The following is an 11,984-nucleotide window of genomic DNA, read 5'->3' on the forward strand; positions in this document are numbered from 1 at the left end:
CGACCGGACGACGGGTTGACGAACGCCCGGGCGCCCGCGGAAGGTCGACCTCCCGACACCCCGCGGACACCCGCCGTTCGGCACCCCGTCGCCGCCCGGTACGGCTGGCCGTGAAGCATGGCGCGGTCGGCGGCGCCCTCGGCGGGCGCGGCCGGGTGTGCACGACCGAAAGGAAGCTCCACCATGTCCGCAGCCCAGTGGCCCCGCCCCCGCGTCCTCGTGGTCGGGATCGACGGAGTCCGCCACGACTACCTCGAGCAGGTGCCGATGCCGCGCCTCCAGGAGGTCGCCGAGGCCGGGTTCCTGGTGCCGGTCACCGTCGCGGACTCCACGCCCACCATGTCCGGACCGTGCTGGGCCACCATCGTGACCGGCGTCGAGCCCGCCAAGCACGGCGTCTGGGGCAACCACCTGGGCGGCAACCGGCTGGACGTCTTCCCCGACTTCGCCACCCGCCTCAACCGCGGCGACCGCCGCCGCACCTTCGTCGCGGCGGGCTGGGACCCGCTGATGATCAACGAGTCCGGCGGCCCGCTGTTCCGCGCCCCCGGCCGGCTCTCCTACGTGGCCCCGGCCGAGGACACCCCCGAGGCCTGGGAGGCCGTCGACGAGGAGGTCACCCGGGAGGCCGTCCACGTCCTCGGCACCGCCGACCCCGAGGCCTCCTTCGTCTACCTCGGTGCCGTGGACGAGACCGCCCACTTCCTCGGCTGCGGCGAGGAGTACCGCGCCTCGATGCGCACCGCCGACGAGCGCCTCGGCCGCCTGCTCGACGCCGTCCGCGGCCGGGCGCACTACGCCGAGGAGCAGTGGACCGTCATCGTCGTCACCGACCACGGGCACGTCGACGCCGGCGGCCACGGCGGCCGCACCGTCGAGGAGCGGACCGCCTGGGTCGCCTGCGCCGGGCACGACATCCCGGCCGGCCCGCCCACCGGCGAGATCCGCCACCCCGACGTCGCCGCCCAGGTGTACGCCTCGCTGCTGCGCCCGATCGACCCGCACTGGACCCTCGACGGCCGCCCCTTCCCCGTCGCCCGGCCCGTCCCCGCGACCGTCTGACCCGCCCCCGCCCGCCGCGGGCCGGTGCCCCGGGTGCAGCAGGCCGGGCTGCGGCGGAGCCCCGCTTGAGTCAGGCTCGATCGGGGCTCGGGACGTACCCGAACCCGGCGTGGCAGCCTGAGCGCCGGAGCGGCACGTACCTCCGGGGCCGGGCCCACGGACATACGCCTGAAGGTGGAGACGGTACCCCGTGGGTTGGGTGCAAGATCGCGACCTGGTGGTGACGCTCCGGAAGGTCGGCCCGGGCCACCATGGATACACCCGGACGGCGCACCGTTCAGCCCGGACGGGGAGCGGACGGACCGGCGACGGCCCCGCCCGCACCGGAAGTACTTGAAGTACCCGCAAGTACCTGAAGTACCTGAAGTACCTGAAGCATCGGACGTACCGGACGCACCGGACGCATCGGCACCGCACACGGAGAGGGCAGCCAGGCATGAAGGGCATCGTGAGCAAGGTCGCGCTGGGAGTCGCGGGCACCGGCATGGCCGTCGCCGTGGCAGCGGTGGCAGTCGGCCCGCGGGTGTCCGAGTGGTACGACGGGCGCCACCAGGAGCAGGCCGCCTACGAGAGCGGCTCGCAGGCCAAGGCCGAACGCCGCTCGATGCCGGCCTGGCTGCCCGACAACGCCTCCTCGGTCAGGTACCTGATGTCCACCACCGGCGACGACCGGCTGCTGCGGGCCACTCTCCCCGAGGGCAGGCTGCCCGCCGGCTGCAACACCGGGGTGCCGGGCAAGAGCCCGCACCCGGTGCCGGTCTCGCTCAAGGCGGGCTGGTTCCCGGAGGGCATCGCGGCCAAGGCCAGCGGCACCTGTGGGCACTACAATGTGACGCTCACCGGCAACCAGCTCTACGCGTGGCAGGACGGCGCGACGCTGCAGGCGGCCCTTCGCGCCGAGCACGTCGCCAAGCACTGAGGGTGCTGACCGGGCGCCGATCGCCGATCAGCCGTCCTGACCAGGGAACGAACGGCCCGCCGGGCACCGGAAGGTGCGGGCGGGCCTTCGTCGTGCGCGTGCTGTGGATCGGCCGGTGGGCGGATCCGTCCCGGTGTACCCCTGCCGTCGTCGCGACCTCCGGGCTGCGATAGGACGGATCGCGAACGAACCCCACGTCACCGCGTCCGTTGACCGCGTCCGTTAGGAGAACCATGCCCGGCCCGACCGTCGGTCCCACCGACGACACGTCGACCGCTCACGTACCAGCCCCAGCCCCAGCCCCGGTGACCGGCAGGTCGGCGGCCGCCGGCCGGGCCACCGTCGTCGTCCTCGGCGGCCTCACCGCGCTCGGCCCGCTCACCACCGACCTCTACCTCCCAGGCCTGCCCGCCATCGCCGACGACCTGACCGCCGAGCCGGCCGCCGTCCAGCTCACCCTGACCTTCTCGATGTTCGGGGTCGCGGCCGGACAGCTGCTCTTCGGGCCGCTCAGCGACCGCTTCGGGCGCCGCCCGCCGCTGCTCGCCGGGCTGGTGGTCTACACCCTGTCCAGCGTGGTCTGCGTGTTCGCGCCGAACCTGGCGGTGCTGATCGCGGCCCGCTTCGTCCAGGGCGCTGCCGGATCGGCTGGGCTGGTCATCGGACGGGCCGTCGCCCGGGACCGCTTCCAGGGCGTGGCGATGCTGCGATTCCTCGCCTCGATCGCGCTGATATCCGGGTTGGCGCCGATCCTCGCCCCGATCATCGGGGCGCAGCTGATGCGGTTCACCTCCTGGCGCGGCACCTTCGGGGCCCTGACGGCGCTCGGACTGCTGCTCACCCTGGCCGCGTTCGGCGCGCTGCGCGAGACCCTGCCGCCGCAGGCCCGGAACGGTGGCGGGGTGGGCGCGACGCTGCACGCGATGGGGCGGCTGCTGCGCCACCGGCCCTTCCTGGGGCTGGCGTTGACCAGCTCGCTGGCGTTCGGCGCGCTGTTCGGATATATCAGCGGGTCGTCGACGGTGCTGCAGCACGTCTACCAGGTGTCGCCGCAGACCTACAGCCTGCTGTTCGGGTTGAACTCGCTCGCCATCGTGGTGATGACCCAGTTGAACGGGCGGGTGCTGGCGCCGCGCTTCACGGCGCGGTCGCTGATGCTGGCCGGGCTCGGGGCTGCGGTCGCGGCCGGGGTCGCGCTGGTGCTGCTGACGACGGTGTGGGACTTCGGGCTGGCCGGGTTCTGCCCGCCGCTGTTCGTGCTGATGGGCAGTCTCGGAGTGGTGCTGCCGAATACGGCGGCGCAGGCGCTGAGCCTGGTCGAGCCGCAGACGGCGGGGACGGCCTCGGCGCTGCTGGGGACGGGCAACTTCCTGGCCGGCGCGGTGGTCGCGCCGCTGAGCAGCGTGGGCGGACGGCCGTCGGCGGCGCTACTGGCGGTGGTGGTCCTGGGCTGCGGGGCGCTGGCGTTGGCGGCGTACGCGACGCTGTGCCGGCCGGGGCGGCCGGGGGAGGCGAGCGGGTGACAGCTGACAGAAGACAGATAACAGCTGACAGATGATGAAATCTGTCAGCTGTTATCTGTCATCTGTTCGTCGTCAGCTGTCAGCTGTCCGTCGCCCGTCCTCGGGAACCCCTCGCTGCCGTCAGACGATCGAGAAGTCGTCCCCGTACACGCTTCCCTGCCCGTACCACCCGTGCAGGTACACCGTGACGCTGCCGGAGGCATCGGTGGTGAAGGGGACGGAGAGCTTGGTCCAGCCCGAGGAGATGGTCCAGGTGCTGGCGTTGGCGCCGCCGCTGACGCCCAGGTAGGCGTAGTTGCCCTGCACCCAACCACTCAGCGTGTAGGCGGTGTTGGGCTTGAGCGCCACGGTCTGGGTGCAGTCGCCGGCCTGGCTCGCCGAGGTCGCGGCCTGGAGCGCGTACGAGCCGGAGTGGACCGGTGTGGTCACGATGCCGCCGCCGCTCTGGCAGGTCCACGGGGCCGGCTTGCCGGTCTCCAGATCGCCGTTGACCAGGCCGGTCGACGGGGCCGTGCCGGTGACGGTCAGCGTGTAGGTCGCCGCGTGGCTGCCGGAGGTCGCGCTCCCGGTGACCGTCAGCGGGTAACTCCCGGGCGCCACCGAGGAGGTGGTGGTGATGTTCAGGGTGGCGCTGTTGCCGGCGGTGACGCTGCCGGGGGTGACGGTGGCGGTGACGCCGGCCGGAGCGCCGCCGACCGAGAGGCTGACGCTCTGCGCCGACCCCGCGGTGACCGCTGTCGAGATGGCCGCAGACGCGGACGAACCGGCCGCCACCGTAGCGGAGTTCGGGTTCACCGCGACCGAGAAGTCGCTGGTCGCCGTCGAGCCGCTGGTGAACGGTGCGAAGGTGTGGGTGAAGTCCCAGGTGTTCTGGGTGAGGCCGGAGCAGGAGTCGTCCCCACCCTTGCCCGGGCAGCCGCCGTTGTCGCGCTGGAGCGCCCAGAAGGACAGCGTGTTGATGCCCTTCGACACCGCCCAGTTGTACACGGTGGTCGCGTTTGCCACCGTGAAGGTCTCGGCCGCGCCGAAGTCGTCGATGCCGGGCATCTCGGTGATCCCGATCGAACCCCACAGCTGGGACGGGGACTTGGCCGGGTAGAGGCCGGCCAGCTGGTTGTACAGGCCCTGTGCCGAGGTCTGGGTGTCGGCCGCCATGTCATGGGCGGCGTTGTCGTAGTAGTCGAAGGTCATCATGTTGACGACGTCGATCCGCGCCTTGTTGCTGACGGCGTTGCGCAGCACCGCGAGCCCGTTGTCGGCCAGCCCGCCGGTGGTGGTCGGCAGCGTGTAGGAGAACTGGACGTTGCGCCCGTTGGTGGCGGCCCAGTCCTGCACGAGCTTGATCGCCTTGTTGCGGCGGTCGATGCCGGCCGTGTTGGTCAGCGAGTTGTCCTCGATGTCGAGGTCGATCCGGCTGATGTCGTAGGTGGTGATCAGGTTCTCGTAGGCGCCCGCGATCTGGTTGACGTCGGTGCAGCTGTCGGCCAGTTCGGTGCCGGTGTTGTCGGCGGTGTAGCCGCCGAACGAGGGGATCACGTCCCCGCCGTTGGCGCGGATGGTGGCGATGTCGGCGCCGAAGGTGGCTGAGGACACCGGCTTCGAGGTGTCGCCGTTCCAGTACGGGGTGCAGGAGCCTTTGGTGGCGGCCTGGAGGAAGGCCATCGTCAGGTACTTGGCGCCGGACTGGGCGGCCAGGGTGGCGGGGCTCTGGCCGGTCCAGGATTCGAAGTAGGGCGCGAAAACCCGGGTGGGCAGCGGGGTGGCGGCCTGGGCTGAGCCCGTCCCGGCGGCGACCAGGCCGGCCGAGGCGGCCAGGGTGGCGCAGGCCGTCAGCGCGGCCTGGAGGGTTCGGCGAAGACGCATGGATTCTCCAACAGACTTGGTGGGGCAGGACGTTGGGGATGTCGGGCCGCCGGGGGGCGTCGACGGCCGTGTGGGGTCGGCCGCGCGGGCGCCTGGTCCGGGGCGTTCGGTGCTGGGGTGTTCGATGCGGACGCGGGGGCGTGCGGAACCCGCCGACTCGTGTGGAGGCGGGCGACGGTGCGAAGGTGCGCATGCCGTACGGAGTGGGGGCGGAGTGGAGCAGGGCAGGGCGGTGCCTCAGCCGCCGGTGGCCACACCCCCACAGTGCATCCCGGTCGGATCGACATGCTTATGTTTGGACTAGACCACTGGCCTGTCAAGGGACGTAGCAGTTCGTCAGCAAACGGCCCCGGCTGTCGAAGGGGCGCGATCGGCGGCCAGGTGCGGCGAGCCGCTTCGAGCAGGCGACGTGCATCGGCAGGAACCGGAGTCCGAGGATGCGGCGGTGCGGGTACCAGGTGCGGTGGTGGATGAACCGGGCGTTCCAGTCCTCCTCCGGGTCCCGCGGGAAGGAACCCACGGTGAGCCCGCCAGGCCGACGTCGGACCCCTTGGTCAGGAGGTTGATGCCCTTCATGCTGAAGACCGGTCTTCCCGGCTCACCTTCCAGCGACCCTGCCTCGCTCCCGCGTTTGCTCGTACGGGAGTTCGGCCCGTTCGGCCCATTCGTTCTCCGAGCGGGGTGCGGACCGTGCGGGGGGCGGGGACGCCGATGGCCGCGCACCCGGCGGGCGGGGCGCGGCCACGGCTGCCCGGAGCTCAGGACGCCGGGCGGTTCGGGGGGCGGTGTGGGCGGCGTCAGCGCGGCGCCGGGCAGAGGGTGGCGCGCAGCGCGTCGTCGATCTTCGCTGCGGTGTCCGGTCCGAAGCCCTGCGGATGCTCGGGCGAGGTGAAGTGCTGACTCGCCAGTTCGGCCAGCTTCGCCTTGTCCTTGGGGAACTGGTACATCGCCTGGCACTGCTTGCGGGCCTGTTCCACCACCTGGTCGGGCTTGCCGCCGACGATCGCCGGGTCGATCGCGTTCAGTGCGGCGACCACCTTGCCGGTCAGGTCGGCGTCCGGCTTGGCGGGCAGTCCGGCGCCGGCGGGCGGCGCGGGCTTGGTCGGGGCCGATCCGTCCGAGCCCGGTGCGGAGGCCGGGGCGGAGGGCGCGGACGGTGCGGCCGTCGTGGGCGCCGAGGCGGTCGCCTCTGCGGTGGCACCGGCGGTGGTGGCGGCGACGGTGGGGGAGCCGGCCGCGACGGTGGCCTTGTCCGAGCCCGAGCTGGAGCCGGAACCCGAGCTGGAGCAGGCAGCGAGGCTCACCGCGGCGAGTGCCGTGAGGGAGGCGGCGAGGAGACGAGTGCGCATGGCGCCACACTGTCATGTCCGCGGCGCGGAAGGGAAGGTCTCGTCGGGCGCCCGGGAGGGGCTCGACGCGGCTGACGGCGGCGCGGAGGGAACCCCCTCCGTGCCGCCGTCAGCCGTCAGCCGTCAGCCGGTCCGGCTCGCTCCGGGCCGGTTCACGCCAGGGCCGGGCCGTTCGGACCGTCAGCCGAGCCCGTTGGCCTTCAGCCAGTCCTTGGCCACCGCCGACGGGTCCTCCTTGTCGACCGAGACGCGCTTCATCAGGGCCGTCAGCCCAGCGGTGTCGAGCTTGGCCGACACCGCGTTGAGCGTCGCCGTCGCGTTGGCGTCCACGCCCGCCTTGTTGATCAGCGGGGTGACGTTCTGCGCGCCGAAGACGTTCTTCGGGTCGCTCAGCGGGACGAGCTTGTACTGGACGATCTTCGGGTCGGTGGTGAACACGTTGCCGACCTGGATGCTGCCGTCCTTGAGCGCGTTCGCGGTGGTGTCGGCGGTGGGCTTCCACTCCTTGAAGGTCAGCCCGTAGACGTCCTTGAACTGCTGTTCGCGGCGGGTCTTGAACTCCGGCGGGCCGCCGATGGTGAACTCACCGGCCTTGGCGGCCAGGTCCGCGATGCTCTTGAGGTTGTACTTGTCGGCGGTCTCCTGGGTGACGCTGAGCGAGTCCTTGTCCTCTGCGGGGGAGGAGTCGAGGACCGCCAGCGAGGCCGGCAGAGCCTTGGCCAGCGCCGCGTTCACGTCCTGGGTGGTGACGGCGGTGTTCTTGGCGTCCAGGTAGGCGAGCAGCGCGCCGTTGTACTCGGGTAGGACGGTCAGGTTGCCGCTCTGCAGCTGCCCGTAGAGCACCTCGCGGCTGCCGATGTTGAACTTCTCCTCGACCTTGACGCCCTTGGCCTTGAGGGCCTGCGAGTAGATCGAGCCGAGCAGGACGTTCTCCGGGAAGTTCGCCGAGCCGACGACCACCGTCCCGCCGGAGCCGCCGGAGCCGCCGGAGCCGCCGGAGCCGCCCGAGGCGGCGCCGCTGCCGGCGGCCGTGGAGCCGGAGGAGGCGCTCGTCCCGCCCCCGAGCGGGTTGCTGCTGCCCGAGGAGCCGCAGGCTGTGGCGCCCAGGGCGAGCGCGGCGAGCGTGCCGAGGAGCGCGGCGCGGCGGCTTCTCTTCATTGTCGACATGGTGACAGTTGTCCTTCCGGAGCGGATGGGAGAGGAGGGCCTCAGCGGGTCCGGCGCTGCACGCGCACCCCGGGCGGGAGCGCGAACCGGGCGAGCAGGGCGAAGAACAGTTGGGCGCCGACCGCGAGCAGGACGACCAGCAGTGCGCCACCCACGGTCACCGCGTACTGCCGGGTGGCCAGTCCGTCGATGACGTAGCGGCCGAGGCCGCCCAGTCCGACGTAGGCCGCCACCGTGGCGGTCGCGATCACCTGGACGGTCGCGGTGCGGAAGCCCGCCAGCAGGGTCGGCGCGGCGGACGGCAGGCAGACCTGGAACAGCACCTGCGGGTGGGTCAGCCCGATGCCGCGCGCGGCGTCCCGGACGTCCGGGTCGGTGCCGCGCACCCCCTCGACGGCCGCCACCAGCAGCGGCGGCGCGGCCAGGGCGACCAGCGGGAACAGCACGGCGGTGTCGCCGACCCCGGCGAGGAGGACCGCGAGCGTGACCAGGCCCAGGGTGGGCAGGGCGCGGGCGGCCCCGGCGAGCGCGGTGACCACGGTGACGCCGCGCCCGGTGTAGCCGATCAGCAGCCCGAGCGGGACGGCGAGCAGCGCGGCGAAGAGCAGGGCCTCGCCGGAGAGCAGCAGGTGCTCGGAGACCCGGTGCACGATCGAGTCCGGGCCGCTGCGGCGGTCCGGGGCGGAGAAGAAGTCGCTCAGCCAGTTCAGCCAGTTCACGCGCCCGCTCCCTGCTCCCGGACGGCCCACGGCGCGAGCAGCCGGCGGGCGGCCACCAGCAGCAGGTCGACGGCCAGCGCCAGGGCCGCGATCAGCACGATCCCGGCCACGATCGGGGTCGGGAAGGTGCGCTGGAAGCCGTCGATGAACAGGTAGCCCAGCCCGCCGCGCCCGATCAGTGCGCCGACGCTGGCCAGCGAGATGCTGGACACCGCGGCGACCCGCAGTCCGGCGATCAGGTACGGCACGGCGGCGGGCAGTTCGACGGCGGTCAGGCGGTGCCACGGCCCGTACCCCATCGCGGTGGCGGCCTGCCGGACGGAGTCCGGGACGGCGCGCAGCCCGTCCACGGTGGTCGGCAGCAGGACGGCGAGGGCGTAGAAGGTGAGCGGGATCATCACGGTCGCCTGGGTGGCGAGCCCGGTGTACGGGATCAGGACCACGAAGACGGCCAGCGAGGGCAGCGCGTAGACGATGTTGAAGACAGCGGACAGCGGCTGGTACAGCCGGGGGAAGCGGGCGCAGGCCAGGCCGAGCGGGACGGCCAGCAGCAGGCCGATGAGCACCGGGACCAGGGCGATCACGGCGTGGTCGGCGAGCAGGTTGCCGAGGTAGCCGAGGTGGTCGCCGATCCAGTACCAGCGGACGATCGGTTCATCGTCCACCGTCGGCTCCGTCCGCCGGCTCTTCCGGGTCCGCCGGGTCCGCCGGGTCCGCTGGGTCTTCCGGGGCCGCGGGGTCTGCGGACTTCGCGGACCCCGCCGAGGCTGACGGCTCCGCCGGCTCCGCCTTGGTCATGGTGACGGGAGTGAGCGCGGCGAGGACGGCCTCCCGGCTCGCGGTGCCGAGCGCCCGGCCGTCGGCGTCCAGCGCGACCGCGACCCCGGCGGGGGAGAGCACGGCGGCGTCCAGGGCGGCGCGCAGGGTGTCGGCGTCCGGCCGGTAGCCGCCGACGGGCTGCAGGTCGGTGGCGCCGGCGGCGCGGTCGATCCAGCCGATCGGGCGACGGTCGTCGTCCAGGACCAACTCCCAGCCCCCGTGGCGGAGTCCTTCGCCGACCGGGCGGAGTCGGACGGCCTTCGCTGGCCGCAGGCCGAGGCCGCGCAGGCCCCGGTCGCGGCCGAGGAAGGCGGCCACGCCGTCGTCGGCGGGGGAGGTCAGCAGGGTGTGCGGGTCCGCCAGCTGGGCGATCCGGCCGTGCTCGCGCAGCACCACGACCTGGTCGCCGAGCCGGACGGCCTCCTCGATGTCGTGGGTCACGAACAGCACGGTCTTGCGCAGCTCGGACTGCAGCCGCAGCAGCTCCTCCTGGAGCCCGGCCCGCACCACCGGGTCGACGGCGCTGAACGGTTCGTCCATCAGCAGCACCGGCGGGTCGGCGGCCAGCGCCCGGGCCACGCCGACGCGCTGCTGCTGGCCGCCGGAGAGCTGGAACGGGTAGCGCTTGGCGGTCTCGGGGGCGAGGCCGACCAGCTCGAGCAGTTCCGCGGCCCTGGCCCGGGCCTTCTTGCGGTCCCAGCCGAGCAGGTAGGGGACGGTGGCGATGTTGTCGATCACCTTGCGGTGCGGGAACAGCCCCGCCTGCTGGATCACGTACCCGATGCCGCGGCGCAGCTTGGCGGGTTCCAGTTTCGCGACGTCGGCGCCGTCCAGCAGCACCCGGCCCGAGGTGGGCTCGACCATCCGGTTGACCATGCGCAGCAGGGTGGTCTTGCCGCAGCCGGACGGTCCGACCAGGACGGTTATCCGGCCGGTCGGGACCTCCAGGTCCAGTCCCTCGACCGCGATGGTGCCGTCGGGGTGGCGCTTGCCGGCGCCCTCGAATCTGATCACGGAGTGTTTCCTTGTCAGGGCGCCCCGGGGAGGCGGCGCCTGTGTCGGTCGGTCTTTCGGGTCGGTCGGTTGGCGGCGGCTTCACCGCCCGGGCGTTCTTCCGCCCGCCTGGCTGCCCAGCTTCGGACCGGCGGAAACTCTGATCAGCCTATGACCTGCGTTATCTCCTGTCCCTGATTTACGGCCCGGCACGCGGTGTGACTCACGGCTCAGCCGCCGGGCAGAAGCGAGGTGGCCCCGGCTCAGTCGGCCGGGGACACCCCGCGTGACCTCGGTTCAGTCGCGGCCCGGGCGCGTCGGCAGTCCGGCCGCCGCCCAGCCGACGAAGCCGCCGTCCAGATCGGTCGCCCGGTGCAGCCCGAGCTCGCGCAGCGAGGCCGCGGCCAGGCTGGAGGCGTAGCCCTCGGAGCACACCACGATCACCTCGACGTCGTAGCCCGAGGCCTCGGGGATGCGGTGACTGCCCGTCGGGTCGAGCCGCCACTCCAGGACGTTGCGTTCGATGATCAGCGAGCCGGGGATCCCGCCCTCGGCGGCGCGCTGCGCCGCCGGACGGATGTCCACCAGCAGCGCGCCGTCCAGCTGGGCCTGGTACGCCTCCCGGGCGCGCGGCCGGTGGACGCCCTCCCGGGCCCGCTCCACCAGGTCGTCGATCGTGGTCACCATTGTTCCGGTCCTTCCTCCGAGGTGCGGACGAGCCCGCCGGCCCGCAGGTCGTAGTGCGCCATCGAGCCGAGCGGGGGCGAATAGGCGTGCAGGGTGACGGCCGGGCCGGAGGCGGTGTTGCGCACGTCGTGCACGTACTCCGGGCCGAAGGCGCGGGCGGTGCCGGCCGGGACCCTGCGGATCAGCAGGCCCTGCTCCGGGCCGCCGAGGGACAGCTCCTCCAGTTCGCCGAGCGCGACGGCGAACGCGCCTCGCGAGCCGCCGTGGTCGTGGAAGCCGGTCGACTGGCCGGGCAGCCAGCTGATCAGCCAGACCTCGTGGTCGTCGTCGGCCACCAGACGTCGGTACCAGCGCTCCTCGGTGGAGAGCCGGACCAGGTGGATCCACTGCTCGGGCTGCTCGGCCAGCTCGCGGACCACGGTCCGCAGGGTGCTCGGCGTGAGCGGGGCCCGGGGGGATTCGTCGGCGGGAGGCGTGTCGGGGGCGTGGGGCGGGGTCTCGGCTGCAAGGTCCAGGCTCATGGGGCGTCCTCGGGTGAGGCGGGAACGTCGGGAGGGTGCGCTCGGGTCCGGCGGGCTGCGGCTGCGGCTGCGGCTGCGGCTGCGGCTGCTGTGGCGTGGCCGTGACGGGCGCGGGCCGACGGAGCGGCCCGGCCCGACCGGGCACGGCACACGCGGGTGCCGCCGGGCGGGCGGTTTCAGGACTGCGGGTACGGGTGCGCGGTGCGGGCCCTGGCAGTGGTCACAGGGCGGAACCGGCGGAGCAGAGCAAGGTCAACAGGCACAGATGGAACTCGCCTGGCGCCGCAGATCGACGTGCAGGCGGCAAACCAGAGTGGTGCCGGAGTCCATGCACCGGATCCTTTCCGAGCGGGTCGGACGAA

At 72.9% G+C, this 11,984-nt stretch carries 13 protein-coding genes; 3 read left to right on the forward strand and 10 right to left on the reverse strand.

Features of this window, described 5'->3' with window-relative positions:
- Nucleotides 1-183: 183 nt before the first annotated feature.
- The 3 genes from ABTY61_RS08265 to ABTY61_RS08275 all read left to right on the forward strand — a co-directional run bounded on the left by ABTY61_RS08265 (nt 184) and on the right by ABTY61_RS08275 (nt 3,504).
- Entirely contained in the window at nt 184-1,062 is an 879-nt protein-coding gene (locus ABTY61_RS08265) for an alkaline phosphatase family protein (RefSeq protein WP_350504130.1), read from the forward strand.
- 436 nt (nt 1,063-1,498) lie between these two features.
- Nucleotides 1,499-1,981, forward strand: a complete 483-nt coding sequence (locus ABTY61_RS08270; protein ID WP_350504131.1) for a hypothetical protein — start codon at nt 1,499-1,501, stop codon at nt 1,979-1,981.
- 305 nt (nt 1,982-2,286) lie between these two features.
- Complete coding sequence (locus ABTY61_RS08275; RefSeq protein WP_350504132.1) at nt 2,287-3,504, forward strand: multidrug effflux MFS transporter; 1,218 nt, start codon at nt 2,287-2,289, stop codon at nt 3,502-3,504.
- Nucleotides 3,505-3,624: 120 nt separating this feature from the next.
- Here ABTY61_RS08275 and ABTY61_RS08280 read toward each other — a convergent pair whose 3' ends face one another.
- The 10 genes from ABTY61_RS08280 to ABTY61_RS08325 all read right to left on the reverse strand — a co-directional run bounded on the left by ABTY61_RS08280 (nt 3,625) and on the right by ABTY61_RS08325 (nt 11,952).
- The gene (locus ABTY61_RS08280; RefSeq protein ID WP_350504133.1) at nt 3,625-5,367 is read right to left on the reverse strand and encodes a glycosyl hydrolase family 18 protein; all 1,743 of its coding nucleotides are present in this window, start codon (nt 5,365-5,367) and stop codon (nt 3,625-3,627) included.
- A 316-nt stretch (nt 5,368-5,683) separates the two neighbouring features.
- Nucleotides 5,684-5,887, reverse strand: coding sequence for a hypothetical protein (locus ABTY61_RS08285; protein ID WP_350504134.1), 204 nt, complete (start codon nt 5,885-5,887; stop codon nt 5,684-5,686).
- A 277-nt stretch (nt 5,888-6,164) separates the two neighbouring features.
- Nucleotides 6,165-6,716, reverse strand: coding sequence for a hypothetical protein (locus tag ABTY61_RS08290; RefSeq protein ID WP_350504135.1), 552 nt, complete (start codon nt 6,714-6,716; stop codon nt 6,165-6,167).
- Between the two features lie 180 nt (nt 6,717-6,896).
- A complete protein-coding gene (locus tag ABTY61_RS08295; protein WP_350504136.1) occupies nt 6,897-7,874 on the reverse strand; it encodes an ABC transporter substrate-binding protein in 978 nt (325 codons plus the stop codon).
- A gap of 50 nt (nt 7,875-7,924) precedes the next feature.
- Nucleotides 7,925-8,602 carry an ABC transporter permease gene (locus tag ABTY61_RS08300; RefSeq protein WP_350504137.1) on the reverse strand — a complete coding sequence of 226 codons (678 nt, stop codon included), beginning with the start codon at nt 8,600-8,602 and terminating at the stop codon, nt 7,925-7,927.
- Nucleotides 8,599-9,267 (reverse strand): ABC transporter permease, encoded by a 669-nt coding sequence (locus ABTY61_RS08305; RefSeq protein WP_350504138.1) that lies wholly within the window; start codon nt 9,265-9,267, stop codon nt 8,599-8,601. Before ABTY61_RS08305 ends, ABTY61_RS08300 begins: the two co-directional genes overlap by 4 nt.
- Nucleotides 9,257-10,435, reverse strand: a complete 1,179-nt coding sequence (locus ABTY61_RS08310) for an ABC transporter ATP-binding protein (RefSeq protein WP_350504139.1) — start codon at nt 10,433-10,435, stop codon at nt 9,257-9,259. Before ABTY61_RS08310 ends, ABTY61_RS08305 begins: the two co-directional genes overlap by 11 nt.
- A 276-nt stretch (nt 10,436-10,711) precedes the next feature.
- Nucleotides 10,712-11,101: a rhodanese-like domain-containing protein gene (locus ABTY61_RS08315; protein WP_350504140.1), complete on the reverse strand. Its 390-nt coding sequence runs from the start codon at nt 11,099-11,101 to the stop codon at nt 10,712-10,714.
- On the reverse strand, nt 11,095-11,622 hold the full coding sequence (locus ABTY61_RS08320; RefSeq protein WP_350504141.1) for a cysteine dioxygenase: 528 nt from the start codon (nt 11,620-11,622) through the stop codon (nt 11,095-11,097). The genes ABTY61_RS08315 and ABTY61_RS08320 overlap by 7 nt, the downstream gene beginning before the upstream one ends.
- A 252-nt stretch (nt 11,623-11,874) precedes the next feature.
- On the reverse strand, nt 11,875-11,952 hold the full coding sequence (locus ABTY61_RS08325; protein WP_101948289.1) for a putative leader peptide: 78 nt from the start codon (nt 11,950-11,952) through the stop codon (nt 11,875-11,877).
- Nucleotides 11,953-11,984: the final 32 nt, after the last annotated feature.

This window comes from Kitasatospora sp. NPDC096128, from assembly GCF_040303105.1.
Classification (GTDB): Bacteria; Actinomycetota; Actinomycetes; order Streptomycetales; family Streptomycetaceae; genus Kitasatospora.